At 71.2% G+C, this 25,894-nt stretch carries 24 protein-coding genes; 2 read left to right on the top strand and 22 right to left on the bottom strand.

Going from position 1 to position 25,894, the window contains the following annotated elements; translation table 11 throughout:
- Nucleotides 1-20: 20 nt before the first annotated feature.
- Nucleotides 21-3,128: an isoleucine--tRNA ligase gene (gene ileS, locus ACYVLT_RS21440; protein ID WP_461121949.1), complete on the bottom strand. Its 3,108-nt coding sequence runs from the start codon at nt 3,126-3,128 to the stop codon at nt 21-23.
- Between the two features lie 341 nt (nt 3,129-3,469).
- Between ileS and ACYVLT_RS21435 the strand changes: the two genes are divergently transcribed.
- Nucleotides 3,470-3,973 (top strand): hypothetical protein, encoded by a 504-nt coding sequence (locus ACYVLT_RS21435; protein WP_461121948.1) that lies wholly within the window; start codon nt 3,470-3,472, stop codon nt 3,971-3,973.
- Nucleotides 3,974-4,018: 45 nt separating this feature from the next.
- On the opposite strand, the gene ACYVLT_RS21430 is transcribed toward ACYVLT_RS21435, so the two are convergent.
- The 14 genes from ACYVLT_RS21430 to ACYVLT_RS21365 all read right to left on the bottom strand — a co-directional run bounded on the left by ACYVLT_RS21430 (nt 4,019) and on the right by ACYVLT_RS21365 (nt 16,145).
- A complete protein-coding gene (locus ACYVLT_RS21430) occupies nt 4,019-4,543 on the bottom strand; it encodes a hypothetical protein (protein ID WP_461121947.1) in 525 nt (174 codons plus the stop codon).
- Between the two features lie 28 nt (nt 4,544-4,571).
- Nucleotides 4,572-5,387: a DivIVA-like cell division protein Wag31 gene (gene wag31 / locus ACYVLT_RS21425; RefSeq protein ID WP_461121946.1), complete on the bottom strand. Its 816-nt coding sequence runs from the start codon at nt 5,385-5,387 to the stop codon at nt 4,572-4,574.
- Nucleotides 5,388-5,432: 45 nt separating this feature from the next.
- Complete coding sequence (locus ACYVLT_RS21420; protein WP_033437765.1) at nt 5,433-5,717, bottom strand: YggT family protein; 285 nt, start codon at nt 5,715-5,717, stop codon at nt 5,433-5,435.
- A 20-nt stretch (nt 5,718-5,737) separates the two neighbouring features.
- Complete coding sequence (locus tag ACYVLT_RS21415) at nt 5,738-6,355, bottom strand: cell division protein SepF (protein WP_461121945.1); 618 nt, start codon at nt 6,353-6,355, stop codon at nt 5,738-5,740.
- Nucleotides 6,356-6,426: 71 nt separating this feature from the next.
- The gene (locus ACYVLT_RS21410) at nt 6,427-7,125 is read right to left on the bottom strand and encodes a YggS family pyridoxal phosphate-dependent enzyme (RefSeq protein ID WP_461121944.1); all 699 of its coding nucleotides are present in this window, start codon (nt 7,123-7,125) and stop codon (nt 6,427-6,429) included.
- Entirely contained in the window at nt 7,122-7,826 is a 705-nt protein-coding gene (gene pgeF / locus ACYVLT_RS21405) for a peptidoglycan editing factor PgeF (protein ID WP_461121943.1), read from the bottom strand. The genes ACYVLT_RS21410 and pgeF overlap by 4 nt, the downstream gene beginning before the upstream one ends.
- 284 nt (nt 7,827-8,110) lie before the next feature.
- Nucleotides 8,111-9,442 carry a cell division protein FtsZ gene (ftsZ, locus tag ACYVLT_RS21400; RefSeq protein WP_461121942.1) on the bottom strand — a complete coding sequence of 444 codons (1,332 nt, stop codon included), beginning with the start codon at nt 9,440-9,442 and terminating at the stop codon, nt 8,111-8,113.
- Nucleotides 9,443-9,651: 209 nt separating this feature from the next.
- The gene (locus tag ACYVLT_RS21395) at nt 9,652-10,164 is read right to left on the bottom strand and encodes a DinB family protein (RefSeq protein ID WP_461121941.1); all 513 of its coding nucleotides are present in this window, start codon (nt 10,162-10,164) and stop codon (nt 9,652-9,654) included.
- Between the two features lie 93 nt (nt 10,165-10,257).
- Nucleotides 10,258-11,025, bottom strand: coding sequence for a cell division protein FtsQ/DivIB (locus tag ACYVLT_RS21390; protein ID WP_461121940.1), 768 nt, complete (start codon nt 11,023-11,025; stop codon nt 10,258-10,260).
- Entirely contained in the window at nt 11,022-12,458 is a 1,437-nt protein-coding gene (gene murC, locus ACYVLT_RS21385) for a UDP-N-acetylmuramate--L-alanine ligase (protein WP_461121939.1), read from the bottom strand. Before murC ends, ACYVLT_RS21390 begins: the two co-directional genes overlap by 4 nt.
- Complete coding sequence (murG, locus tag ACYVLT_RS21380; RefSeq protein WP_461121938.1) at nt 12,455-13,558, bottom strand: undecaprenyldiphospho-muramoylpentapeptide beta-N-acetylglucosaminyltransferase; 1,104 nt, start codon at nt 13,556-13,558, stop codon at nt 12,455-12,457. Before murG ends, murC begins: the two co-directional genes overlap by 4 nt.
- Before the next feature lie 35 nt (nt 13,559-13,593).
- Entirely contained in the window at nt 13,594-15,045 is a 1,452-nt protein-coding gene (gene ftsW, locus ACYVLT_RS21375) for a putative lipid II flippase FtsW (RefSeq protein ID WP_461121937.1), read from the bottom strand.
- Between the two features lie 61 nt (nt 15,046-15,106).
- Nucleotides 15,107-15,280 (bottom strand): DUF397 domain-containing protein, encoded by a 174-nt coding sequence (locus tag ACYVLT_RS21370; RefSeq protein WP_461121936.1) that lies wholly within the window; start codon nt 15,278-15,280, stop codon nt 15,107-15,109.
- A gap of 19 nt (nt 15,281-15,299) precedes the next feature.
- Nucleotides 15,300-16,145, bottom strand: coding sequence for a helix-turn-helix domain-containing protein (locus tag ACYVLT_RS21365; protein ID WP_461121935.1), 846 nt, complete (start codon nt 16,143-16,145; stop codon nt 15,300-15,302).
- Nucleotides 16,146-16,249: 104 nt separating this feature from the next.
- Between ACYVLT_RS21365 and ACYVLT_RS21360 the strand changes: the two genes are divergently transcribed.
- On the top strand, nt 16,250-16,552 hold the full coding sequence (locus tag ACYVLT_RS21360; protein WP_461121934.1) for a hypothetical protein: 303 nt from the start codon (nt 16,250-16,252) through the stop codon (nt 16,550-16,552).
- Here the strand turns inward: ACYVLT_RS21360 and murD are convergent.
- From murD to rsmH, 7 genes are all read right to left on the bottom strand, one after another.
- A complete protein-coding gene (murD, locus tag ACYVLT_RS21355; protein WP_461121933.1) occupies nt 16,537-17,904 on the bottom strand; it encodes a UDP-N-acetylmuramoyl-L-alanine--D-glutamate ligase in 1,368 nt (455 codons plus the stop codon). The genes ACYVLT_RS21360 and murD overlap by 16 nt on opposite strands.
- Before the next feature lie 2 nt (nt 17,905-17,906).
- Nucleotides 17,907-18,995, bottom strand: coding sequence for a phospho-N-acetylmuramoyl-pentapeptide-transferase (gene mraY, locus ACYVLT_RS21350; protein ID WP_461121932.1), 1,089 nt, complete (start codon nt 18,993-18,995; stop codon nt 17,907-17,909).
- Complete coding sequence (locus ACYVLT_RS21345) at nt 18,992-20,452, bottom strand: UDP-N-acetylmuramoyl-tripeptide--D-alanyl-D-alanine ligase (protein WP_461121931.1); 1,461 nt, start codon at nt 20,450-20,452, stop codon at nt 18,992-18,994. Before ACYVLT_RS21345 ends, mraY begins: the two co-directional genes overlap by 4 nt.
- Nucleotides 20,449-21,978 (bottom strand): UDP-N-acetylmuramoyl-L-alanyl-D-glutamate--2,6-diaminopimelate ligase, encoded by a 1,530-nt coding sequence (locus ACYVLT_RS21340; protein WP_461121930.1) that lies wholly within the window; start codon nt 21,976-21,978, stop codon nt 20,449-20,451. Before ACYVLT_RS21340 ends, ACYVLT_RS21345 begins: the two co-directional genes overlap by 4 nt.
- A gap of 209 nt (nt 21,979-22,187) precedes the next feature.
- Nucleotides 22,188-24,071: a peptidoglycan D,D-transpeptidase FtsI family protein gene (locus ACYVLT_RS21335; protein ID WP_461121929.1), complete on the bottom strand. Its 1,884-nt coding sequence runs from the start codon at nt 24,069-24,071 to the stop codon at nt 22,188-22,190.
- Nucleotides 24,072-24,152: 81 nt separating this feature from the next.
- Nucleotides 24,153-24,860: a hypothetical protein gene (locus ACYVLT_RS21330; RefSeq protein WP_461121928.1), complete on the bottom strand. Its 708-nt coding sequence runs from the start codon at nt 24,858-24,860 to the stop codon at nt 24,153-24,155.
- The gene (gene rsmH / locus ACYVLT_RS21325; RefSeq protein WP_461121927.1) at nt 24,857-25,804 is read right to left on the bottom strand and encodes a 16S rRNA (cytosine(1402)-N(4))-methyltransferase RsmH; all 948 of its coding nucleotides are present in this window, start codon (nt 25,802-25,804) and stop codon (nt 24,857-24,859) included. The genes ACYVLT_RS21330 and rsmH overlap by 4 nt, the downstream gene beginning before the upstream one ends.
- Nucleotides 25,805-25,894 lie beyond the last annotated feature (90 nt).

Below are 25,894 nucleotides of genomic sequence, written 5' to 3'. Positions count from 1 at the left end.
GGGCCGTCAGACGCGAGCCGTCAGACGCGGGCGACCGCGACCCGGACCTTCTGGCCCTCGCCGACCACGCCGTCCGAGCCCTCCGCGACCTCGCCGTAGGAGACCGACTCGGCGAGCGTCTCCTCCTTCACGAACGCCTCGAACCGGCGCACCGCGGCCTCCACGGCCGGCGGCAGCTGCAACGTCAGCGCGATCCGGTCCGACACGTCCAGCCCGGCGTCCTTGCGCGCCTGCTGCACCACCCGCACCAGGTCGCGGGCGACGCCCTCGGCCGCCAGCTCCTCGGTCACCGCCGTGTCCAGCACGACCAGCCCGCCGCTGTTCGGCAACGCCGCCGTCGCACCCTGGTCGGTGGCGACCAGCCGCTGCTCGTACTCCTCCGGGAACAGCTCGATCCCGGCGGCCACGACCCGACCGTCCACCTCCTGCCAGTCACCGGCCTTCACGGCCTTGATGACCTTCTGCACGTCCGGCCCGAGCCGGGGCCCGGCGGCACGCGCGTTGACCGCCAGCTGGAAGTGGCCGTGCGCGTCCACGTCCGTGGTCAGCTCGACCTCCTTGACGTTCACCTCGTCCCGCAGCACCTCGCTGAACGCCGCCAGCTGCGCCACGTCCGCCGACGCGATCACCAGCCTCGCCAACGGCAACCGCACCCGCAGCTTGTTCGACTTGCGCAGCGACAACGCCGTCGACGCCACCTGCCGCACCTGGTCCATCGCGGCCACCAGCGCGTCGTCGGCGGGCAGGTCGGCCGCCGACGGGTAGTCGGCCAGGTGCACCGACCGGCCACCGGTCAACCCGCGCCACACCGACTCGGTGGTCAGCGGCAGCAACGGCGCGGCCACCCGGCAGACCACCTCCAGCACGGTGTGCAGCGTGTCGATCGCGTCCTGGTCACCGGACCAGAACCGGTCGCGCGAACGCCGCACGTACCAGTTCGTCAGCACCTCCAGGAACTCCCGGATCGACGCGCACGCGCCCGAGATGTCGTAGGCGTCCAGCTGCGCGGTCACCCCCGCCACCAGGTCGTGCGTCTTCGCCAGCACGTACCGGTCCAGCACGTGCTCCGACGACGTCCGCCACGTCCCCTCGACCCCGTCCGCGTTGGCGTACAGGGCCAGGAAGTACCAGGAGTTCCACAACGGCAGCACGGCCTGCCGCACCGCGTCGCGGATGCCGCGCTCGGTCACCACCAGGTCGCCGCCGCGCAGGATCGGCGACGCCATCAGGAACCAGCGCATGGCGTCCGAGCCGTCCCGCTCGAACACCTCGTTCACGTCCGGGTAGTTCTTGCGCGACTTGGACATCTTCTGCCCGTCGTCGCCCAGCACGATCCCGTGCGCCACGCAGTTGCGGAACGCGGGCCGGTCGAACAGGGCCGTGGCCAGCACGTGCATGGTGTAGAACCAGCCGCGCGTCTGGCCGTTGTACTCGACGATGAAGTCACCCGGGTAGTGGTCCTCGAACCACTGCGCGTTGTCGAACGGGTAGTGCACCTGGGCGAACGACATCGAGCCGGACTCGAACCAGCAGTCCAGCACCTCCGGCACCCGCCGCATCACCGAGCGACCCGTGGGGTCGTCCGGGTTCGGCCTGGTCAGCGTGTCGATGACGGGCCGGTGCAGGTCGGTCGGGCGCACGCCGAAGTCGCGCTCCAGCTCGTCCAGCGAGCCGTAGACGTCCACCCGCGGGTACTCCGGGTCGTCCGACACCCACACCGGGATCGGCGAGCCCCAGAACCGGTTGCGGGAGATGTTCCAGTCGCGGGCGTTCTCCAGCCACTTGCCGAACTGGCCGTCCTTGATGTGCTCGGGCACCCAGTTGATCTGCTGGTTCAGCTCGACCATGCGGTCCTTGAACTTCGAGACCGCGACGAACCACGACGACACGGCACGCTGGATCAGCGCGTTGTCACACCGCCAGCAGTGCGGGTACGGGTGGTCGTAGGTCTCGTGGCGCAGCAGCAGACCCGCTTGCTTCAGGTCGCGGATGATCGCCTTGTTCGCCTCGAAGACCTGCTGACCCTCGTAGGGCGGCACCTCGGCGGTGAACCGGCCGTGCGAGTCGACCGGCACGACGACCTCGATGCCCGCCGCGTCGGTGACGACCTTGTCGTCCTCACCGAAGGCGGGGGCGATGTGCACCAGGCCCGTGCCGTCCTCGGTGGTGACGTAGTCGGCGGCCAGCACCTGGTGCGCGTTCTCCCGGCCGACGAAGAAGTCGAACGGCGGCGCGTACCGGCGCCCGACCAGGTCGGCGCCCTTGCAGCGGGCCACCACCGGCGGCTCCTCGCCCAGCTCGCGCGCGTACGCCGGGACGCGGGCCTCGGCGAGCAGGTAGCGCTCGCCGTTCGCCTCGACCGTCACGTAGTCGACGTCCGGGTGCACGGCGGCGGCCAGGTTGGACGGCAGCGTCCACGGCGTGGTCGTCCACACCAGGGCCAGCTCGCCGGTCTCCAGCCGCAGGCCGACGGTCACCGCCGGGTCCTGCCGGTCCCGGTAGGTGTCGTCCATCTTGGTCTCGGTGTTGGACAGCGGCGTCTCGCAGCGCCAGCAGTACCAGAGCACCCGGAAGCCCTCGTAGACCAGGCCCTTGTCCCACAGGGTCTTGAAGGCCCACATGACGCTTTCCATGTAGTCCAGGTCGAGGGTCTTGTAGTCGTTGTCGAAGTCCACCCAGCGGGCCTGCCGGGTCACGTAGTCGCGCCACTGGTCGGTGTAGCGCAGCACCGACGTGCGGCAGGCCTCGTTGAACTTCTCGATGCCGAACGCCTCGATCTCGCTCTTGGACGAGAACCCGAGCTGCTTCTCCGCCTCGACCTCGGCGGGCAGCCCGTGGGTGTCCCAGCCGAAGCGGCGTTCGACGTGCTTGCCGCGCATGGTCTGGTAGCGCGGGACGACGTCCTTGACGTAACCGGTGAGCAGGTGGCCGTAGTGCGGCAGGCCGTTGGCGAACGGCGGGCCGTCGTAGAAGACGAACTCGTTCGACCCGTTGTCCCCCGCCGGCCGGGACTCGATCGACGCCTGGAACGTCCGGTCGGACTCCCAGAAGCCGAGCACGCCCTCCTCGAGGGCGGGGAAGGACGGCTGGGAGGGAACGGACCCCTCGCCTGCCTTCGGGTAGGCCATCGTGCAGCTCCTCGCGTGCGTCAACCGGCTCACGGGGACGACACGCCGGTCAGGCGCACCGCGGTACCACCCCGCTTGCCAGGGCGCGAAGGCTCTGGCCTCTCTTGTCGACGGCTGTGACGGGCCGCACCCGTCCGGTTCTACTGAGGCGTGTCCCACCGGGGCACGCGCCCGTTCTTCCGGAGGCTCCCCGGTGATGGCCGGATCAACGCCGTGCTACCACCCAGGGTAGCCGAACCGCGCAAACCGCTTTGAGTAGTTCCCCCCATGCGGCCCGTCCGAGCCCGTCGGGAGCCTGGAAGAGCACGATCACCGAGTTCGACACGAGGGGGGGACAGACCGTGAAGCGAACGATCGCGTTGGCGCTGGCCGTGGCAACACTGCCGGTGCTGGCGGGCACGGCCGGGGCCGACGAGCCGGTGGCGGCGGTGAAGTTCCACGCCGAGGCGGGGGCGTTCCCGGTGGACGACCGGCAGGCGACCTGGTCCACGCCCGAGCAGGAGGTCCGGATCCGGGAGCAGTCGGTCGAGGGCGGGGCACTGGTGATCGACGGCGAGGGTGACGGCCGGGACCACGTCCGGATCCAGCTCGCGGGTCCGGGCGACGCGCCGTTGCGGGTGGGCACCTACACCGACGTGCGGCAACGGCCGACCGCGACCAACCCCGGGCTGCTGGTGATCGCCGACGGCCTGGCGTGCTACCCGGTGCACGGGAGCTTCACCGTGCACAGCATCGAGCGCGATCCCGGCACGGGACGGCTGACCGGCGTGGACGTGGAGCTGGAGCACCGGTGCGGCGCGCCGGACGCGCCGGCCTTCGTCGCGCACGCGACGCTGAGCAGCTAGGCGACCGACAGCCAGGCGACCGAACAGCTGGGCGGAATCACACAGCTAGGCGGGCTCCGACCGGTCCGCGGCCCGCTTGCGGGCCGCGAGGCCGGCGTCCGGGCGGCACACCGCGCACGGCGTGAAGCCCAGTTGGCGCGCCTCGTCGACCGGCAGGCCCAACGACGTCCGCGCGGTGAGCACGGAGCAGTCCGTCAGGTGGTAGCGCGGACGTTCGTCCAGCACCCGCACCTCGTCGGTGAGCTCGCTCACGATCAAGGCGTCGGCCGCGTCCGTGTCCTCCTCGCCAGGCTCGACATCCGCCTGATCGGGTGGACTGCTCGGCGTGTCGTCCTCGGTGCCCACGACCGGGGCCGGTCGATCACCCGCGTTCGGCCGGTGCCCGACGACCGCGGCGCCGGCAGCCCCGGGACCCGACCGGCGGCGGAGCCACCAGTCGAGCACCAGGACCACGGCAGCGGCCCCGCTCGTGCCCACGGACAACCAGGCCCAGTGGGTCTGGGCGCTGGTCAGCGCGGGCACGAGCAACCCCAGGGCTGCCAGCACCAACAGCAGGACTATGTAGAGCACGTGCAGCAGACTAGATCAGCAACGCCGATCAGCCGGCCTCGGCGCGCGCCCCGAACGAGTACCCGCCCTGCTGGCGGCTGTCGGACGGCGCGGCGGGGCCGCGGTCCTGCAGGTCGCGCAACGAGGACTCCAGCATCGTCTTGAGCCGGGTGCGGTACTCGCGCTCGAAGGTCTGCAGCTTGTCGATCTGCTTCTCGAGCGTGTTCTTCTCCTGGGTGATGTTGCCCATCACCTCGGCGTGCTTGCGCTGCGCGTCACGGTCGAGCGCACCGGCCTTCTCACGGGCCTGCCGCTCCAGCGTCTCGGCGCGCGTTCGCGCGTCGTTCAGCATGGTCTCGGCACGCGTGCGCGCCTCGTTGACCATCGTGTCGGCCTTGGACCGCGCCTCGGACAACAGCTGCTCGGACTTGGTCCGGGCCTCCGAGAGCATCCCGTCGGCCTCGGCCTTGGCCTCGCCGGTGAGCCGGTCGGCCATCTCCTGCGCCAGACCGAGCACCTTGGCCGCCTGGACGTGGTGGTCACCACCACCGCCCGGCGATGTCTGCTCCAGCGCCGAAGGGGGTGGCACCGGTGCGAGCCTGCGGGGCTCGTCCACGACGCGGCTCGGGCCGACGCCTGCGGCAACCTTCGCCCGGGCATCTTCGAGGTCGGCACGCGCGGTCTCGACCTGCTGGTCGAGCTGCTCGACCTGCTGGCGCAGGTCGTTGTTCTCCTCGATCAGTCGGGCCAGTTCGCCCTCAACCAGGTCGAGGAACGCGTCCACCTCGTCCTCGTTGTAGCCCCGCTTGCCAATCGGCGGCTTGCTGAACGCGACGTTGTGCACGTCCGCGGGGGTCAACGGCATCAGATCACCTCACGCACTCCTGGGCTGTGGACATCCCTGGTCCCCTCACCTGGGATCGGCTACTCGCATCAGAATGATAACGACCAGCAACAGCACAATAATGGACAAGTCCAGTCCGATGCCGCCGATCCGCACGGTCGGGATGATCCGACGCAGCAAGCGGACCGGAGGATCGGTCACGGTGTATACGGTCTCAAGCGCCACCGCGACCCCGCCCGCAGGCCGCCATCCCCTGGCGAAACTACGGACGAGCTCCACGACGACACGCGCCGTGAGCAGCAGCCAGAACGAGAACAACACGTAGTAGACCACGAGCCAGAGGGCATCCACACGTTCAACTGTGCCACCACTCAGCCCTGGCTGAGGAACCCGCCCTCCGCGAGTCGCCTCCGGTCCTCGGCCGTGACGTCGATGTTGGGGGGTGAGAGAAGGAACACCTTGTTGGTGACCTTGTCGATCGAGCCCCTCAGCGCGAACGCCAGACCGGCCGCGAAGTCGACCAGCCGCTTGGCGTCCGCGTCGTTCATGTCGGTGAGGTTCATGATCACCGGGGTGCCGTCGCGGTAGTGCTCGCCGATGGTCCGCGCCTCGTTGTAGCTGCGCGGGTGCAGCGTGGTGATGCGGGCCAGCGGGTTGCTCGCGGGTTCCGGGGCGGGCCGCAGCCTGCCCACGGGCTCGCGCTGCGGCTCCACGGCCAGCGTGCCGTGCGTCTCCGGGTTCCACGGCCGGCGCGGGCGGACGGCGCGCTCCGGCTCGTAGTCGGCCGCGTCGTCCAGCTCGGCGCGGTAGCCGTTGACCGGGCGACGACGCGCGGTGCGCTGCTCCGGGTACGGTTCGTAGTCGTCCGGGTCGGCGTACTCGGACCGGTAGTCCGCGTAGCGCCGGTCGTCGTCGTAGGCGGCCGGGTCGTCGGCGTACTCGGCGGGAACCATCCCGAAGTAGGCCTTCAGCTTGTGAAACCCGCTCATGGCTCGAGCCCTTCCTCCGCCGAGATCCCTACCCGCAAGGACGTCGCGGCCGTCCCAGAGGTTCCAGACAGTTACGGCGAGGCTAGTCTCCGGCTGCCCAGCAACGCTGTTCCGACACGCACGCACGTCGATCCGTGCGCTATCGCATCCTCCAGGTCACCGCTCATCCCCGCCGAGATCACGGTGGCACCGGGATGATCGGCTCGCAAGCGGGTTACCGCTTCGTATAGAGCGGCAAACGCCTGCTGTGGAGACATCCCGAGGGGTGCGACGGTCATCACACCCCGAAAAATAAGTTCACTCGATCGTGCTACGTGATCGGCCAGTCGCGGAAGGTCACCGATCGGGTGGCCGCCGCGGGTCTCGTCACCGTCGATGCTGACCTGGACCAGCACCTCCGTCGGTTCGGTCGCGGCCTTGGCGATGGCGTCGGCGAGCCGGGTCGAGTCGACCGTGTCGATCCGGTCGGCCCAGCGCAGGACCGACTTGGCCTTGTTGCGCTGGAGCGAGCCGACCATGTGCCACCTGGCCGCGGCGCCGGGGCGGAGCTCGGCGAACTCGGCGGTCTTGCGGTTCGCCTCCTGGTCGCGGTTCTCGGCGAAGGCGGTGAGCCCGAGGTCGCTCAGGATCGCCACGTCCTCGGCCGGGAAGGTCTTGGTGACGGCCAGCAGCTCCACCTCGTCCGGCGACCGGCCCGCGGCGGCGCAGGCCTTGGCGATGCGCTCGGTGACCTCGGCCAGCGACAGGGCCAGCTCCTCGTGCCGGTTCACGGCTCCATCCAGACGACGCCCGCCAGCCGTCCCGTGCCCGGGTCGCGGCGGTGGCTGAACAGCGACCTCTCCTCGACCGTGCAGCGCGGGTCGATGCCGATCCTGCCCACGCCCGCGTCGGCGAGCTGCTGCCAGATGCCGGCGCGCAGGTCCAGGGCGGGCTTGCCGGACCGGGTCTTGGACGCGCTGCCCGGGAGGTGCTTCTCGACGTCGTCGCGCATGGCGGCGGGCACCTCGTAGCACTGGCCGCAGACGGCCGGGCCGAGCAGGACCTCCACCCGGTCCTTGGCCGCGCCCAGTTCGACCATGCGGTCCAGGGTCGCGGGGACGACGCCGACCCGTGCGCCGACGCGGCCGGCGTGGACGGCGGCGATGACGCCCGCCTCGGGGTCGCCGAGGAGCACCGGCACGCAGTCCGCGGTCAGCACGACCAGCCCCAGCCGCTCTTGCGCCGTGACGACGGCGTCCGTGGCCTCCAGCGGCTCGCTCACCGGCCCGTCCACGACGCCGACCGTCCGGCCGTGCACCTGTTCCATCCAGACCAGCCGGTCCGGGCTCAGCCCGATGCCCTCCGCCAGCCGGCGCCGGTTGGCGGCGACGGCGGCCGGGTCGTCGCCGACGTGGTCACCGAGGTTGAAGGAGTCGTAGGGAGCTTTCGACACGCCGCCTTCGCGGGTGGTCAGGACACGACGGATGCGCACCCCCCAAGCTTCCCAGACCCCGCTCGCCGGGTGACCTGAGCGTTGAACTCGGGTGTTCCGAACGTAGGACACGCGCGTTCCGAACGTAGGACACGCGCGAGAGTCCTACGTTCACGCCGCGAGAGTCCTACGTCCAGGACACCTGAGTTCAACGTTCAGGACCCCCGAGTCCGGCCGTGGGGCCGACTCGGCGGCCCGTGAGCGTTGAACTCGGGGGTCCTGAACGTAGGACTCTCGCGTGCTGGAGGTAGGACTCTCGCGGGTTGGAGGTTGGACTCTCGTGGTCAGCGGCGCATGAACGGTGGTACGTCGACCTCGTCGTCGGGGTCGTCCGTCACCGGCACGGCCCGGTTCGGCAACGACCCGCCGGTGTTCCCCGGCACGCCCGGCGACAGCGACCTCGGCATGGCCGGCTGCGGCGCGGCGTACGGGGACTGGCCGTTGCCCGGGCCGGACTGCGGCTGCTGCGGCACGGTCGGCCGCGGCGCGACCGGCTGCTCCACCTGCTGCACGGGCTGCGGCTGGTGCTGCACCGGCTGCGGCTGCGGCACCTGCTGCACCGGCTGGGGCTGCGGGGTGTGGTTCACCTGACCCGCGGTGGCCGAGGCCACGGGCGTGCCACGCGGCGGGCTGGACAGAGCCTGCGGCTCCAACTTCTTGTGTGTCGGCCCGCCACTGTCAAAACCCGCCGCGATCACCGTGACCCGGACCTCGTCGCCGAGGGAGTCGTCGATCACCGTTCCGAAGATGATGTTCGCGTCGGGGTGGGCGGCCTCCTGCACCAGCGAGGCCGACTCGTTGATCTCGAACAGCCCGAGGTCGCTGCCACCGGCGATCGAGAGCAGCACGCCGTGCGCACCCTCCATCGACGCTTCCAGCAACGGCGAGTTGATCGCCTTCTGGGCGGCTTGCACCGCTCTGCCCTCGCCACGCGCCGAGCCGATGCCCATCAACGCGCTGCCCGCGCCGGACATGACCGACTTGACGTCGGCGAAGTCGAGGTTGATCAGACCGGGGGTGGTGATCAGGTCGGTGATGCCCTGGACACCGGACAGCAGCACCTCGTCCGCGGAGCGGAACGCGTCCATCAGCGAGACGCCGATGTCGCCGAGCTGCAGCAGCCGGTCGTTGGGGATCACGATGAGGGTGTCGCACTCGTTGCGCAGGGCCTGGATGCCGTCCTCGGCCTGCTTGGCGCGGCGCTTGCCCTCGAACGAGAACGGTCGCGTGACCACACCGATGGTCAACGCGCCGAGCTTGCGGGCGATCGAGGCGACCACGGGCGCGCCACCGGTGCCCGTGCCACCGCCCTCGCCGGCGGTCACGAACACCATGTCCGCGCCCTTGAGGACTTCTTCGATCTCTTCGCGGTGGTCTTCGGCGGCCTTGTGGCCGACTTCGGGATTGGCGCCGGCTCCCAGGCCGCGGGTGAGTTCGCGGCCGATGTCGAGCTTCACGTCGGCATCCGACATGAGCAGCGCCTGGGCGTCGGTGTTCACCGCGATGAACTCGACGCCCTTGAGCCCGACCTCGATCATGCGGTTGACGGCGTTGACACCGCCACCGCCGATGCCGACGACCTTTATCACCGCGAGGTAGTTGTGCGGGGGCGTCATCGGTCCGCCTTCCTGATCGTGTCCGTGCTCATGTGCTGGAGTGGATGACCACCGGTGTCACAGCCCGGACGGATCTCCACCCGGATTGAAACTCTCAACCAGAGGTTCAGAGTTATGTCAACCCCGTATGTTCCTGCTGGACGTTATGCATCGCGAATGCCTCGGTCCAGCAGCCACGCCGTGTTGTGTCCTGACCGGGTGAGCGGTCTTTACTCGCCGGTCACCCCGTCGAGCAGTTCCCGCACCACGTCCAGGTGCCCCGCGTGCCGACCCGTCTCCTCGATCATGTGGATCAGCACCCAGCGCACGGAAAGCTGCTTGTCACCGCGGAACGCCACCTCGTGGTCGAGGTCGAGGCCCGCGACGAGTTCGCGACTCGCCCTGCACTGCGCAGCGTAGTCGGCGAGCAATCCCGAGATCGTCTCACCCGGCTCGACGCGCCAATCGGCGTCCGGGTCCTCCCTGGTGTACGGGACCTTCGACGGCCCTCCGGCCAGGGCCACCTCGAACCAGTAGTGCTCGACCCAGCGCAGGTGCTTGACGATGCCCGCGGCCGTGTTGAGCTGCGACGGGAGCACCGAGCGGGTGGCGTCGGCGTCGGACAGCCCGGCGCACTTCAGCTCGATCGTGCCGCGCAGGAAATCGAGGAAACCGCCCAGCAGGACGCGTTCGCCGCCGGTGTAGGGCAGTTCGATGCGGTTGTCCACCGGCGCCTGGGTCATACCCGAAGTATCACCTCGGGAAGGGTCGCGGACGACGGACTTCCGCAGATACGTCATGTGGCGGGTTTCACCACGTCGCCGGGTTTACCGGATTTACGAGACGGTCGGCAGCTCGGGGCTGGACACGTCGAACACGCTGCCCTTGCGGGTCAGCAGCACGGCCAGCACGGCGGCCTTGCGGGCGGTGTCGGCCGAAGAGCCCCAACGGACCTCGCGGCCGGCGCTCAGGGACAGCCGCACGTCCGACGGCGAGTCCGCCGTGACGGTCCGCACGTCCTTGCGCAACGCCTCGGGGATCTGGGTCAGCACGGCCACCGCGGCGACGACCGCGTCCTGCGACACCTTCAGCTCCGGCAGCCCGTCCGGCGGCTGCACGACGGTCGCGTAGTCCTTGCCGGTCACGTCGACCAGGTGCGCGCCGTCGGGCACGATGATCACCCCGACCGGCTCCCGCTCGTCCACGGTGAGCCGCACGGTGCCGGGCACCACCCGCTCGACCACGACCCCGGCGACCCGGGGCAGCTCACGGACCCGCCCGGCGACCGCGTCGACGTCCAGCCGCACCAGCGGCGTGCCGGACTCGACCGCGGCGGCCGCGCGCACCTCGTCGGCGCTGAGGTCCACGATGCCGCGCACCTGCACCTCGCGGACGCCGAGCACCGGCGTGAACCAGACCGTGCAGACCACGATGGTCACCACGGACATGGCCAGGATCGCGCCGAGCCGGCGGCGCACCACCTTGCGCCGGTACAGGCCGCCCCGCGACGGGCGACGTGGCGCGCCGCGCGGTCGACGGCGCGGCGCCGACCGCGAGCCCGGGCCGCCGGGCGCGGCCGGGCGACGACGCGCCTGGGTGGTCATGCCCGGTCCAGCTCCCCGACGATCTCCGGCCCGAGCATGGTCACGTCGCCCGCGCCCATCGTCACGACCACGTCGCCCTCCTCGACCATGCTCGCGACCAGCGCGGGCACCCGGTCGAACGACGGCTCGTAGACCACCTTGCCGACCTCCAGCGACACCAGGCCCGAGACCAGCGCGCCGCTGACGCCCGGCTCCGGCTCCTCGCGCGCGCCGTAGACGTCGAGCACCACCACCGCGTCGGCCAGGCCGAGCGCGGCGGCGAACTCCTCGGCGAACAGCCGGGTCCGCGAGTACAGGTGCGGCTGGAACACCACGACCAGCTTGCCGTCGCCCGCGACCGGGCGGGCGGCGGTGATCTGGGCGGCCACCTCGGTGGGGTGGTGGGCGTAGTCGTCGTACACCCGCACGCCCCGCGCCTGGCCCTTGAACTCGAACCGCCTGCGGACGCCGCCGAACGCGGCCAGGCCGACCAGCACGCCCTCGCGGTCCGCGCCCAGTTCCAGGGCGGCGATCAGGGCGGCGATCGCGTTGCCCGCCATGTGCTCGCCGGGCACGGCCACGTGCACGTCCAGCACCTCGTTGCCGTCTCCCCCGGAGGGTGCGTCACCGGCCGCGTCACCGGCCAGCTCCACCCTGGCCACGCCGCCGGAGTCGGCGGGCCGGTAGTCGATCAGGCGCACCGAGCCGGGACCGGTGGCCGTGCGGCCGTACGCGCGGACCCGGATGCCGAGCTTCGCGGCCCGTTCGGCCAGCGCCGCCGAGCCCGGGTCGTCCGCGCACGCGATGAGCACGCCGTCGGGCTGGATGCGCTCCAGGAACGAGTCGAACACCGCCACGTAGGCCTCGACCGTGCCGTGGTGGTCGAGGTGGTCGGCCTCGACGTTGGTCACCACCGCGACCGAGGGCGAGAAGAAGAGGAACGAGCCGTCGCTCTCGTCGGCCTCGGCGACGAACACGCCGCCGGTGCCCTGGTGGGCGTTGGCGCCGGACTCGTTGAGGTCGCCGCCGATCGCGAACGACGGGTCCATTCGGCAATGTTGCAGGGCGACCGTGAGCATGGAGGTGGTGGACGTCTTGCCGTGGGTGCCGGCGACGCAGGCCACCCGGTGGTCGAGCATCAGCGCGGCCAGCGCCTCGGCCCGCCGCAGCACGACCGTGCCGCGGGCGCGGGCTTCCACCAGCTCGGGGTTGTCCTCGCGGATCGCGGTGGACACCACGACCGCCGTGGGGCCGCCGGAGAGCTGGTCGAGGTTCGCGCCGGCGTGGCCGACCGCGATCGCCGCGCCCTGCGCCCGCAGCGCGAGCACGGTGCGCGAGTCCTTGGCGTCCGAGCCGGACACCTGCGCGCCGCGGGCGAGCAGGATCCGCGCGATGCCGCTCATGCCCGCGCCGCCGATGCCGACCAGGTGCACCCGGTCCAGGACGTCGCTCACTTCTTGATCACCTCGAGCACCATGCGGGCCAGCACCTCGTCGGCCTCGCGGTGGCCGGTGCTCAGCGTGGCCGTGGTCATCGCGGCCAGCCGGTTGCGGTCGGCGACCAGCGGGACCACGTTCGCCGAGATCCACTCCGGCGTCAGCTGCTCGTCCGGCACCAGGATGCCGCCGCCGGCGGCCACCACGGGCCCCGCGTTGAGCGCCTGCTCGCCGTTGCCGTGCGGCAGCGGCACGAACACCGCGGGCAGGCCCACGGCGGACACCTCGGCCACCGTCATCGCGCCGGACCGGCACAGCACCGCGTCCGCCGCCGCGTAGGCGAGGTCCATCCGGTCCAGGTACGGCACCGGCACGTACGGGGCCGCACCCGGCACCGACTGCACCGCGACGGTGTTCTTCGGCCCGTGCGCGTGCAGCACCGCGATCCCGGCCTGCGCGAACGCGGACGCGGCGCCGGACACCGCGTTGTTGATCGACCGGGCGCCCTGCGAGCCGCCGAACACCAGCAGCGTGGGCGCCGTCGGGTGCAGGCCGAAGTGGGCGCGGGCCTGCTGGCGCAGCTCGGCCCGCTTGAGCGAGGTGATCGAGTAGCGCAGCGGGATGCCGATGATCTCGGCGTCGGTCAGGCCGGAGTCGGGCACGGCGGCGGCGACCCGTTCGGCGAACTTCGCGCCGACCTTGTTGGCGAGCCCGGCCTTGGCGTTGGCCTCGTGCACCACGATCGGCACCCGGTTGCGGGCGGCGAGGTACGCGGGCAGCGCGACGTAGCCGCCGAAGCCGACCACGACGTCCGCGCCGACCCGTTCCAGCACCTCACGCGTGTGGCGGACGGCGCCGCGCACCCGCAGCGGCAGCTTCAGCAGGTCCGTCGTCGGCTTGCGCGGCATCGGCACCGGCGGGATCAGCTCCAGCGGGTAACCGCGGGCCGGCACGAGTCTGCTCTCCAGGCCGCGCTCAGTGCCGAGCGCGACCACGCGCGCGTCGGGCCGAAGCCGCATGACCGCGTCGGCCAGGGCCAGGGCTGGCTCGATGTGCCCGGCGGTGCCGCCTCCGGCGACCACCACGCACGGACCGGCCTGCTGGGGAACCCCGGTCACGCACTCCTCCTCGCATCGTTTACCGCTTGTAGTGGCTAGCGCCCGTCACGCCGCCTGGACCTCACGTCCCGGTCCTGGGCGGCCTTCCGGGATTCGCGACGACGGTACTCCGACGGCGGAGCGTGACGACCGGCCATCCTCCGCTCGTCCACGGGCGGCGGCGCGGCCTTGCGACCGCGCGGCGGCGGTGAGGGCCGCACGGGACGGCGCTTCGGCGGCGGCTTGTACACCTCGGGCGCCGGCAGTTTCAGCACCCCGCCGACCCGGCCGGGGCCGAGCGACCGCAGCGCCGAGACCGCTTCCGGCTCGTGACGTGCGCAGTTGGCCAGGATGCCGAACACGAACATGGTCGTGACGACCGACGTGCCGCCGGAGGAGATCATCGGCAGGGTGATGCCGGTGACCGGCAGCAGCTGCACGACGTAGCCGATGTTGATCGCGGCCTGCGCGACCAGCCAGACGGTCAGCGTCGCCGCCACCATGCGGATCCACGGGTCGGTGTTGCGCGCCGCGATCCGCAAGCCCACCACGGTGAGCAGCACGAACAGGCCGAGCACCAGCACGCAGCCGATGAACCCCAGCTCCTCGCCGATCACGGCGAAGATGAAGTCGCTGTGCACGTTGGGCAGGTAGCGCCACTTCGAGCTGCCGTTGGTGAGGCCCTTGCCGAAGAACCCGCCCTCCGCCAACGCGTACAGCGCCTGCAACGCCTGGAGCCCGTCACCCTGCGGATCCGCCGCCGGGTTGAGGAACGTGTGCACGCGCTTGAAGCGGTAGTCCGAGCCGAGCGCGAGCACCAGCGCGCCGGTCACCGCGCCGATCGTGATGATCCCGAAGATCCGCATGGGCGCGCCGACGAACCACAGCAGGCTCATCAGCACGACACCGAGCGTGATCGTGCCGCCGAGGTCGGGTTGGAGCATCACCAGCGCGAACACCAGCATCGCCACCGGCACGACCGGGACCAGCAGGTGCCGGTACTGGTCCAGCAGGGCGCGCTTGGTGACCAGGACGTGCGCGCCCCAGAGCGCGAGCGCGAGCTTCGCCGGTTCGATCGGCTGGAACGAGATCGGCCCGACGGTGAACCACGACTGCGCGCCGCCCAGGACCGAGCCGAGCGGGGTGAGCACCAGGACCAGCAGGATCACGGAGACCAGCATCGCCATCGTGCTGCCGTGCCGGATCGTGCGCAGCGGTATGCGCAGGACGATCAGGAAGACGATCGCGCCGACGCCCACGTACAGCAGTTGCTTCTTGAACACGCTGTAGGCCGACGCGCCCTCCGCCACCTCGCCCGGGGCGGACGCGGACAGCACCATGATCAGGCCGAGCACGGTCAGCAGGCCGAAGATCGCCAGCAGCAGGTGGAAGTCCGCCAGCGGACGACCGAGCCACGCGGTCAGCGAAGTCCGCACCGCGACCACCCGCTTGGTGCGCCGTGCCGCTCGTGGCGGTCGCTCCACCGGGGTCCGGTCCACCGCAGTCATGCACCCATCGTCTCCCGCGCGGGCCGGCAGCCGTCGACAATCGCCCGCGTGTCAGCGAGATTTATCCCCGCTTGACACCGGCCAGGAAGATCGCCATGGCCCGCTCGCCGAACTGGAGGACGGGGCCGGCGGAGTTCTTGCTGTCCCGAACCCGGAACGCGTCGGTCGACAGGGCCACCTCCACGCAGTTCCCGCTACCGTTGCTGCGGCTGCTCTTGCGCCACTGAGACCACATCGCGTCCTCCTGGAGCGGGCTAAAGGCCATCAATCACCCGCTTGATCAGCGCGACCGACTCGTGCGGGTCGAGCGCGGTGGCCCGCAGATGATCCAGCACCAGGCTATACCGCGCGATCTCGGTCGTTTCCTCCAGATAGAGGCCGCCGGTCAGGTTGTCTATATAGACCACACTCGGGAAGTCGGCGAACTTCAGCAGCGTGAAGGCGGTGCCCATCGCCATGTGCTGCCCCTTGCCGAAGGGCAGCACCTGCAAGGTCACGTTCGGCAGGTCGGCCAGTTTCAGCAGGTGGGCCAGTTGCTCCTCGTGCACCTCCGCGCCACCGACAACCCGGCGCAGGGCTGCTTCATCGAGGATCGCCCACACCGAAAGCGAGCCGTCTTCCACCCGGTGCTGTCGCGTCTGGCGCAGTTCGGCACGCTTGTGGATGGCTTCATCAGTCGCATCGGGCGCGTAGGAACGCATGACCCAGCGAGCGTAGGCCGGGGTTTGGAAGAGGCCGGGGACCAGGTCGATTTCGAAGGTGTCGATGGCGACCGCCTCGGACTCCAGGACCACGTACTCGGAGAACCAGTCGAACAGGACATCGCCGTACACGTGCCACCAGCCGCGCTTCTTCGCGACCTTCGCCAACCGCAGCAACCACGCCGTCTTCTCGGGAGCGGCCCCGTAAAGCTCGGCCAGCGCCCGGGTGTCTACTATGGACACTCCGGTGTACGCCGACTCGATGCGGCTGATCTTCGACTTCGAGTAGCCCAGGTTCTCGACCACATCGTCGAAGTCGAGCCCGGCCTCCTCGCGGAGTTGGGTCAGCGCGCTCGCCAGGACGCGCCGCCGGACTCCCGGACCTTGGTTCTGCGGCATGGGTCCGACATTAGCGGGCAACAGGGCCACTGATCGGGTGAACTTCTGCCGATAAGCATGTTGCCGTGTTGCATCGCGAGCCGTTGAAGTGCACCTTTGGCCGCATGATCTCCGACGCGCTGGCCCGCGCCCACCACCTGCTGAACCAGGACATGCTCGGCTACCTCGACACCGTCGAGCTGCTGACCACCGAGCACGACACCGACGACGACACCGTCCTGGCCGTCGCCCGCACCGAAGTCCCCCGCCTGATCGCCGCGCTGCGCGGCACGCTCACCACCCACAAGGCCGACGCCGCCGGCCGGTGCCCGGGTTGCCACACCACCTGGCCGTGCGCGGTGATCGAGTCCGCGCACACCTACCTCAAAGACCCCGACCGGGTCCTCGAAGATCACTCGCCGCGCTGACCGACCAGTTCCAGCACCGCGTCGGTGAACGCCTGCCCGCGATGCGCGTAGTCGGTGAACATGTCCATCGAAGCCGCCGCCGGCGCCAGCACGACCGCATCCCCGTCCCGCGCCATCGAACTGGCGGCCCGCACCGCGTCCTGCATCGTGGCGTCGGCCAGCACCGCCACGGGCACCGACGGCGCGTACCTCGACAGCGCCGAAGCGATCACCTCGCGGTCCGCCCCGATCAACACCGCCCCGCGCAACCGGTGGCCCTCGTCGCGCACCAGCTCGTCCACCGAGGCGCCCTTGAGCAACCCGCCGGCCACCCACACCACGCTCTCGTGCGACCGCAACGACGCCGCCGCGGCGTGCGGGTTGGTGGCCTTGGAGTCGTTGACGTACGAAACCCCACCGGCCGTGGCCACCGGCACCGCCCGGTGCGCCCCGGGCCGGAACTCGCGCAACCCCTGCGCCACCGCCGAAGCCGGCACGCCGTGCGCACGGGCCAGGGCCGCCGCCGCCAACGCGTCCGCGATCCCCGGCGGCCCGCCCGGCTGGACGTCGGCGACCGGCAGCAGCACCTCGTCCGCGGGCCCGAACGCCCGGTCAACCAACTGGCCGTCGTGCACCCCGAGCTGCCCCTCCTCCGGCGACCCGAGCGTGAAACCGACGTGCGCGGCCGCCGGCGACGAGGCCAGGAGCCGCGCCACGACGGGATCGTCCACCCCGCCGACGGCGACCTCACCGGTCAGCACACCGGCCTTCGCCCCGGCGTACGCCTCGAACGTGCCGTGCCAGTCCAGGTGGTCCTCGGCCAGGTTCAACAACACCCCGGCGAACGGCCGCACGGACGGCGACCAGTGCAGCTGGAAGCTCGACAGCTCGACCGCCAGCACCCGGCGACCGGCCAGCAGCGCGTCCACCACGGGCAGGCCCACGTTGCCGCACGCCACCGCGTCGATGCCGGCCGCACGCAGGATCGACTCCAGCATCCCGACGGTCGTGGTCTTGCCGTTCGTCCCCGTCACCGCGAGCCACGTCGGCGGGTCGGCCAGCTCCAGCCCCATCCGCCAGGCCAGCTCGACCTCGCCGATCACCTCGATCCCGGCCGCCGTCGCCGCCTCCAGCAACGGGCTGGACGGACGCCACCCGGGGCTGGTCACGACCAGGTCCGTGCCCGACGGCGGCGCCACCAGCCCGGGCGTCAGCGTCACGCCGGGCAACAGCTGCTCCAGCGCGGCGAGGCGATCCGCCGAACCGTCGGTCACCGTGACGACCGCGTCGGCCGCCAGCAAGGCCTCCGCCGCGGACCGGCCGGTCACCCCGGCGCCCGCTACGAGAACGCGACGACCTTCGAGGAATCCCATGGTCAGCTCTCTACCGCGGTCAGCCACTCACTGTAGAACAGGCCGAGCCCCAGCATGCAGCACATGCCCGCGAGCAGCCAGAACCGGATGATCACCGTGGTTTCCGCCCACCCGGCGAGTTCGAAGTGGTGGTGGAACGGCGCCATGCGGAACAACCGGCGCCGTGACGTGCGGAAGACCGCGACCTGCAGCACCACCGACAACGCCTCGACCACGAACAGACCGCCGATGACGACCATCAGCAGCTCGGTGCGCGTGGTGATGGACAGGCCGGCGACCAGGCCGCCCAGCGCGAGCGAGCCCGTGTCACCCATGAAGATCTTGGCGGGCGCGGCGTTCCACCACAGGAAGCCGATGCAGCCGGCCATCGCGGCGGCGGCGACCAGCGCCAGGTCCAGCGGGTCGCGCACGTCGTAGCAGCCGGCCACGAGCAGGTTCGAGCAGTTGTAGCGGAACTGCCAGAAGCTGATCACCACGTAGGTGCCGAGCACCATCGCGGACGTGCCGCCGGCCAGGCCGTCCAGGCCGTCGGTCAGGTTCACCGCGTTGGACCAGGCGCTGATCGCGGCGTAGCAGAACACCACGAACCCGACCACGCCGAACGACACCACGGCGATGTCGCGCACGAACGACAGGTTCACCGAGGCGGGCGTGAACCCCTCCTTGTTCGGGAACTGCATGACCAGGACCGCGAAGATGATCGTGGCGACGAACTGGCCGACCAGCTTCGCGGTCTTGTTCAGGCCCAGGTTGCGCTGCTTGCGGATCTTGATGAAGTCGTCCAGGAAGCCGACGACGCCCAGCGACGTGGTCAGCATCAGCACCAGCAGGCCGGACGCGCTGGGCGTCTGGTCCTGCGCGGACGCCGACATGGAGTTCACCAGGTGCGCGCCGAGGTAGCCCGCCCACATCGCGACCAGGATCGCCACGCCGCCCATGGTGGGCGTGCCGCGCTTGGTCTTGTGGCTCTGCGGTCCCTCTTCGCGGATCTCCTGGCCGAAGCCCTGCCGGGAGAAGATCTTGATCAGGTACGGCGTCAGCATGATCGACGCGATCAGCGCGATGGCCGCCGCGATGAGGATGCTCTTCACTTGCTGACCGCCTCCAGGAGAGCCTCGGCAACCCGCCACAGGCCGTATGAGTTGGATGCCTTCACCAGGACGACGTCACCGGGCCGCACCTGGTCGCGCAGCAGCTCGACGGCCGCCGCCACGTCGGGCACCAAGATCGCTTCTTCGCCCCAAGATCCTTCCAGGTGCGCCCCCTGGTGCATAGCGCGGGCGTCCTGACCGACCACGACCAGCTTGTTGATGTCCAAGCGGACCGCGAGCCGGCCGATCTCGTCGTGCGCGCGGATCGAGTCCGCACCCAGTTCGGCCATCGGGCCCAGCACCGCCCAGCTCCGGCGGGCGGGCGTGGTGGACCGGGAGATGGTGGCCAGCGACTTCAGCGCCGCACGCACCGACTCCGGGTTCGCGTTGTACGCGTCGTTGACGATCGTCACACCGTCAGGACGTTCGGAGACCGCCATGCGATGCGCGGAGACCCGTTCGGCGTTGCCGAGGCTGTGCGCGATCTGCTCGGGGGTCGAGCCGAGCTCCAGCGCGATCGCGGCGGCGGTGAGGGCGTTGCCGACCTGGTGCGGCCCGTGCACGGCCAACCGCACGGGTGCCTCGCCTTGCGGCGTGACCAGCGTGAAGCGGGCGCGGGCCTGCTCGTCCAGCTCGACGTCCCTCGCGCGGACCTGCGCGTTCGCGTTCTCGCCGACGAGGACGACCTTGGCCTTGGTGCGGTCGGCCATGCCCGCGACGAGCGGGTCGTCGGCGTTGAGGACCGCGATGCCGTCCTCGGGCAGGGCCTCGACCAGCTCGCCCTTGGCCTGGGCGATGCCCTGGCGGGAGCCGAACTCGCCGAGGTGGGCGCTGCCGACGTTCAGCACGGCGCCGACGCGGGGCACGGCGACCTCGCACAGCTCGGCGATGTGCCCGACGCCGCGGGCGCTGAGCTCCAGGACCAGGAAGCGGGTGCTCTCGTCGGCCCGCAACGCCGTCCACGGGTGGCCCAGCTCGTTGTTGAACGACCCGGGCGGCGCGATGGTCGGCCCGAGCGGGGTCAGCACCTGGGCGATGAGGTCCTTGGTCGACGTCTTGCCGGACGAGCCGGTCACGCCGATGACGGTCAGGTCGGCCAGCCGGTCCGTGACGTGCCGGGCGAGCTTCGCCAGCGCCGCCAGCACCGCCGCGCCCGCGCCGTCGGTGTCGCCGGACAGCACGTAGGCGTTGCCCTCGGCCTTGTCGACGGGTGGCGCGATGACGGCGGGCGCGTCGACCGCACGGCCCGCCAGCACGCCGACCGCGCCCTGCGCGACGGCCTGGGCGGCGAAGTCGTGGCCGTCGACCCGTTCGCCGGGCAGCGCCAGGAACAGGCCGCCGGGGGTGAGCTTGCGGGTGTCGAACTCGACGCTGCCGGTGACCACCTCCGCGCCGGTGGCGTGGTGCAGCTTGCCGCCGACGACCTCGGCGATCTCGGCGAGGCTGAGCTGGATCACCGGGTGGCTCCTCTGATCGCTTCGGTCAGTGCGTCCACGTCGGAGAACGGGTGCACGACGCCCGCGACCTCCTGGCCGGTCTCGTGGCCCTTGCCCGCGACCACGACGACGTCGCCGGTGCGCGCGAGGGACACCGCGTGCTCGATGGCGCGGCGGCGGTCGCCGATCTCCACGACCTCGCCGCGCTCGTCGTCCGCCACGGCCAGCGCGCCGTGCAGCATCGCGGCCCGGATCGCGGCCGGGTCCTCGCTGCGCGGGTTGTCGTCGGTGACGACCAGGACGTCGCTGCGACGTGCGGCTTCCTCGCCCATGAGTGGCCGCTTGGCGGTGTCCCGGTCGCCGCCGCAGCCCAGGACCGTGATGACGCGGCCGGTGGCGCGGGCGCGCACCGCGTCCAGCGCGAGCGCGACGGCGGCGGGCTTGTGCGAGTAGTCCACGACGGCGGTGAAGTCCTGGCCCTCGTCCACGCGCTGCATGCGGCCGGGCACCTGGACGTCGCGCAGGCCGTCGCCGATGGCGTCCAGCCCGATGCCCCGCACGTGCAGGCAGGCGATGGCCAGCAGGGCGTTGGCGACGTTGAAGTCGCCGGGCAGGCTGAGCTCGACGTCGAGCCGCAGGCCGTCCGGGCCGTGCGCGGTGAACCGCTGCTCGCCGGTGGCCGACACCGTGACGTCGGTGGCCGTCCAGTCCGCGGGCTTGGTGGTCGCCACCGTGACGGTGCGGTCCTTGACCAGGCGCGGACCCCACTCGCCGTCCACGCAGACCACCTCGGTGCGGGCCCGGCCGTCGAACAGCTCGGCCTTGGTCCGGAAGTAGTCCTCCATGTCCGGGTGGAAGTCCAGGTGGTCCTGCGAGAGGTTGGTGAACGCGCCGATCGCGAACCCCACGCCGCCGACCCGGCCCAGGCGCAGCGCGTGGCTGGAGACCTCCATGACGACGTCCGTGGTGCCGCACTCGACCATCACGGCCAGCAGTGCTTGCAGGTCGGGGGCCTCCGGGGTGGTGAGGGCGCTGTCGAGCCTGCGACCCGCGACCCGCGTCTCGACCGTGCCGATGAGCCCGGTGGCGCGACCGGCCGCGCGCAGCGCCGACTCGATCATGTAGCTGGTGGTGGTCTTGCCGGACGTGCCGGTCACACCCCACACCGCCAGCCTGGTCGACGGGAAGCCGTAGACGCAGGCGGCCAGCAGCCCGAGCGCGGCGCGCGGGTCCGGGTGGACCAGCACGGGCACGCCGTGGACCTTCTCCGCGCCCTCGGCGTCGGTCAGCACCGCCACCGCGCCGCTCGCCACGGCCTGTGCGGCGAAGTCGGCACCGTGCACGCGCGTGCCCGGCAACGCGGCGAACAGGTCCCCCGGCCGCACGTGCTGAGCACGCAACGTCACGCCGCTGACCTGGACGTGGGCCTGGTCGGGCGCGGTCAGGCGCGCGTCGACGGTCGTGGCGAGCTCGGACACGGCAACGGGCTGGGTGCGGGAAGGGCGAGGCGGAGCGGTCGCGACCTTGCCCTCTAGCTTGGCAGGCACGCGCGGAAGGCTACCGGCGCACGGAGAGTGTTCGTCCGGCACGTCCACTCCGGACCGGCTCACCGCACTCTTCTGCACCTGAAACCGAGTGGCCTACACCTGAAACCTGAATGGATTTGCACATACGGGGACCTCAGCGGTGGAACCCGACCCCGCGTCGGCCTCGGACGGCGACCGCGCGGGCGAAGGCGTTGGCGGGAAACCGGATCTCAGAGCACCAGCGGCACGGTCGGGCTCTGCTCCGCCGACATCGGGATCTGGTAGCGCTGCGACAGGTACGACGCGACGTCGCGGAACAGCGGCGCGGCCGACTGCGGGCTCGCGGTCGGGTTGTCCAGCATGATGCCGACCACGAACCTGGGGTTGTCGGCGGGCAGGATGCCGGCGAACGTGATCCAGTAGTCCGAGCTGCTGTAGCAGCCGCACTTGGGGTCGATCTGCTGCGCGGTCCCCGTCTTGCCGCTGATCTGGTAGCCCGGCAGCGCCGCGGGCGTCCCCGTCCCGCTCTGCACCAGCGCATCCGGTCCCGACGCGTTCTGCATCACCGAGCGGAACATGTCGCGGACCGTCTTGGCCGTCTGCGGCGACACCACCCGCTCGCTGTCGGGCGGGCTCATCTCCTTGCGGCCGCCGTCGTCGGACACCTCGGCGCGCACGATCCGCGGCGGGATGCGCACCCCGTCGTTCGCGATCGCCTGGTACATGCCTGTCATCTGCAACAACGTCATGTTCAGGCCCTGCCCGATCGGCAGGTTGCCGAACGTCGACCCGGACCACTGGTTGAGCGGCGGCACGTACCCCGGCTCCTCGCCCGGCAGCCCGGACTGGGTGCGCTTGCCCAGCCCGAACTTGCGCAGCATGTCGGAGTACCGGTCCTGGCCGATCTTCTGCGCGGTCAGCAGCGTGCCCACGTTGGACGACTTGGCGAACACCCCGGTGAACGTCATGTCCAGCGGGCCGTGCTGCCACCAGTCGCTGATCGTCCGGTCGGCGACCTTGATCCGGCCGTCGACCTCCAGCACGCTGTCCGGCTGGTAGATGCCGTCCTCGATGGCGGCCGCCGCGGTCACCACCTTGTTCACCGAGCCGGGCTCGAACACCGACGTGACCGCGACGTTGCGCAGCTGGTCCTCGGTCGCCTTGCCGAAGTCGTTCGGGTCGAACGTCTTGTCGTTGGCCATCGCCAGGATCTCGCCGGTCCGGACGTCGAGCACCACCGCCGACCCGCTGCGGGCCTTGGTCTTGTTCGTGTACTCGGTGACCATGCCCTGCAACGCGTACTGCGTGTCCACGTCCAGGGTCAGTTCGAGGCTCTTGCCCGGGATGGCGGCGGCCAGCTCGCGCGACCGGTTCGGGCCCGGGATGACGACGTTGTCGTTGCCCTGCATGGTGTCCACGATCCGCTGCCCGTTGCGGCCGGCGAGCAGGTTGTCCTGCGCGATCTCCAGGCCGAGCAGGCCGTGCGTGGCGGGCGGGTCCTCGTTCTTGCGCCAGTTCGCCGCGCCGATGATGTTCGACGCAAGCTCGCCGTTCGGGTACACGCGCACGGCCCGGTACTCCGAGCCGACGTTGTTGTACTTCTCGGTGATGACGGCGGCCTTGCCCGGGTCGACGTTGTCGACCAGCTCCACGTAGGTGGTGTCCAGGGACAGCTTGGCGAGCATGGTGTCGCGGTCGGTCTTCTGCCCGGCGACCTCCTTGCCCAGCGTCTGCTCGATGAACGCGGCGATGTCGGCGATGCGGTCCTCGAAGCTGCCGATGTCCGGGTCGGCCGCCAGCGCCGTCGCCCACTCCTCGCGCATCCGCGGCGGCACGACGTACAGGGCGCGCGCCTCCACGCTGAACGCCAGCTGGTTGCCGTTGCGGTCCAGGATCGAACCGCGCGGCGCCGGGATGTCGATCTCCGTGGCGCGCTGCCGCTCGGCCTGCGCGGACAACGCCTCCGCCTGGAAGCCCTGGACCTGCACCAACTTGACACCGGCCAGGAGCAGCGCGCCCACCAGCAGCAACCGGCCGACCGCGAGGCGGACCCGGCTGTTGCCACCGCGCCGACGTCCGGGAGCGGGCCCCCGGACGGACAACGGGCGTCGCACAGGTCTGCCCCGACTGGGCCCCGGCATCACTGACCTCCTGGTACCGGTTGGTGCACGGATCGTTGCGAGCCTGGTCCGCCGCTAGCCCTGCGGGGGCTGCTGCCCGGCTTGGCCCTCGGCGGACGGCGGCGTGGTCTGCCCCTGCGCGGTCTGGTTCTGCGCGGCCTGGTCCTGCGCCGCCTGGTCCGGCGGGGTCTGCCCCTGCGCGGTCTGGTCAGGCGTGGTCTGGCCCTGCGTGGTCTGACCCTGCGCCTGGGCGGGCGGCGGCCCGGCGGACGTCGAAGGGCTGGGCGGCGGCTGGACCGCGGACGGCTTGCCGTAGATCTCGACCGACCCGTCCGGGAGCTGGCGCAACCGGGCCGGGTCGCCCGCCGGGACCAGGCCGAGCTTCGCCGCGGCCTCGGCCAGGCTCAGCGGCGACTCGGCCAGCGCGACCTCCCGCCGCAGCTGGTCGACCTGCCGGGCGAGCCGGGTCTCCTCGGCACGCGCGTCCTGGAGCCGGTACGAGTCCGCGGTCGCCTGGGTGGACAGCCACATGATCGCCGCGATGCCCACGCCGAGCACGACCATCACCATCACGACGAACGGCGCCTTGGGCGCCACCGCGGGCTGCCGGGTCACCGCCGGACCGCGCTTGGACGACGTGCGCTGGGCGCGCCGGGCGTAGGCGCGCTCCGCCGCCGCGGAGCGACGACGCTCCGGCGGCACGGCCTTGAGCGCGCGCTCGCTGGGCTTGGAGGGCCTGGCCGGGGACGGCACGCCGCCGCCGGTCCGTGCCGGCGCGGTCATGTCGCCTCCCGGATGCGTTCCGCCGCTCTCAGTCGCACCGAGGCGGCCCTGGGGTTCTCTTCGATCTCCTGCTCGTTCGCCTGCTCCGCGCCCCTGGTCACCAGCCGCAGCTGGGGGCCGTGCCCGGGCAGTTCGACCGGCAGGTCCTGCGGTGACGTCGACGTGGCCAACGCGGTGAACACCCGCTTGACCATCCGGTCCTCCAGCGACTGGTAGGCCTCCACGACGATCCGGCCACCGACGGCCAGCACCGACAGCGCGGCCGGCAGCGCCAGGCGCAGCGACTCCAGCTCCTGGTTCACCTCGATGCGCAACGCCTGGAACGTCCGCTTCGCCGGGTGGCCGCCCGTCCTGCGGGTCGCCGCGGGCACCACGTCGTACAGCAGCTCGACCAGCCGACCGCTGGTGGTGAACGGCTCGCGCTCCCGTTCCCGCGCCACCGCGCCCGCGATCTTGCGGGCGAACCGCTCCTCGCCGTAGTCGCGCAGGATCCGGGTCAGGTCGTCCACCGAGTAGGTGTTGAGCACGTCGGCCGCCGTCGTCCCGGTGCCCGCGCTCATCCGCATGTCGAGCGGCGCGTCCTTGGAGTAGGCGAACCCGCGCTCCTCCGCGTCCAGCTGGAGCGAGGACACCCCGAGGTCCATCAGGATCCCGTCGACCTTCGCGCCGCCGACCGCCTCGGCGATCCCGTCGTACGTGGTCTGCACGAACTCCACGCGGTCGCCGAACGGCGCCAGCCGCCGCCGGGACAGCTCGATGGCCTGCGGGTCGCGGTCCAACCCGATCAGCCGCAGCCGCGGGTGCGCGCGCAGGACCGCTTCGGAGTGCCCGCCCAGACCGAGCGTGCAGTCCACGAACACGGCGTCCCGATCGGCCAGCGCGGGGGCCAGCAGGGCCAGGACGCGGTCGAGCAACACCGGCACGTGCCGCGCCTGCTCCACCATGTCCCCTCCCTCGATGGTCCCCCCTCACAAGATGAAGAAATTCGGGTGTCGTCAGGTCCCCGCCCGCCCGTCGGACCTGGCGCCGGGGAA

Source organism: Saccharothrix stipae (assembly GCF_054781895.1).
The sequence above is the reverse complement of the archived record's forward strand: the minus strand, read 5'-3'. Positions and strand labels throughout refer to the sequence as shown.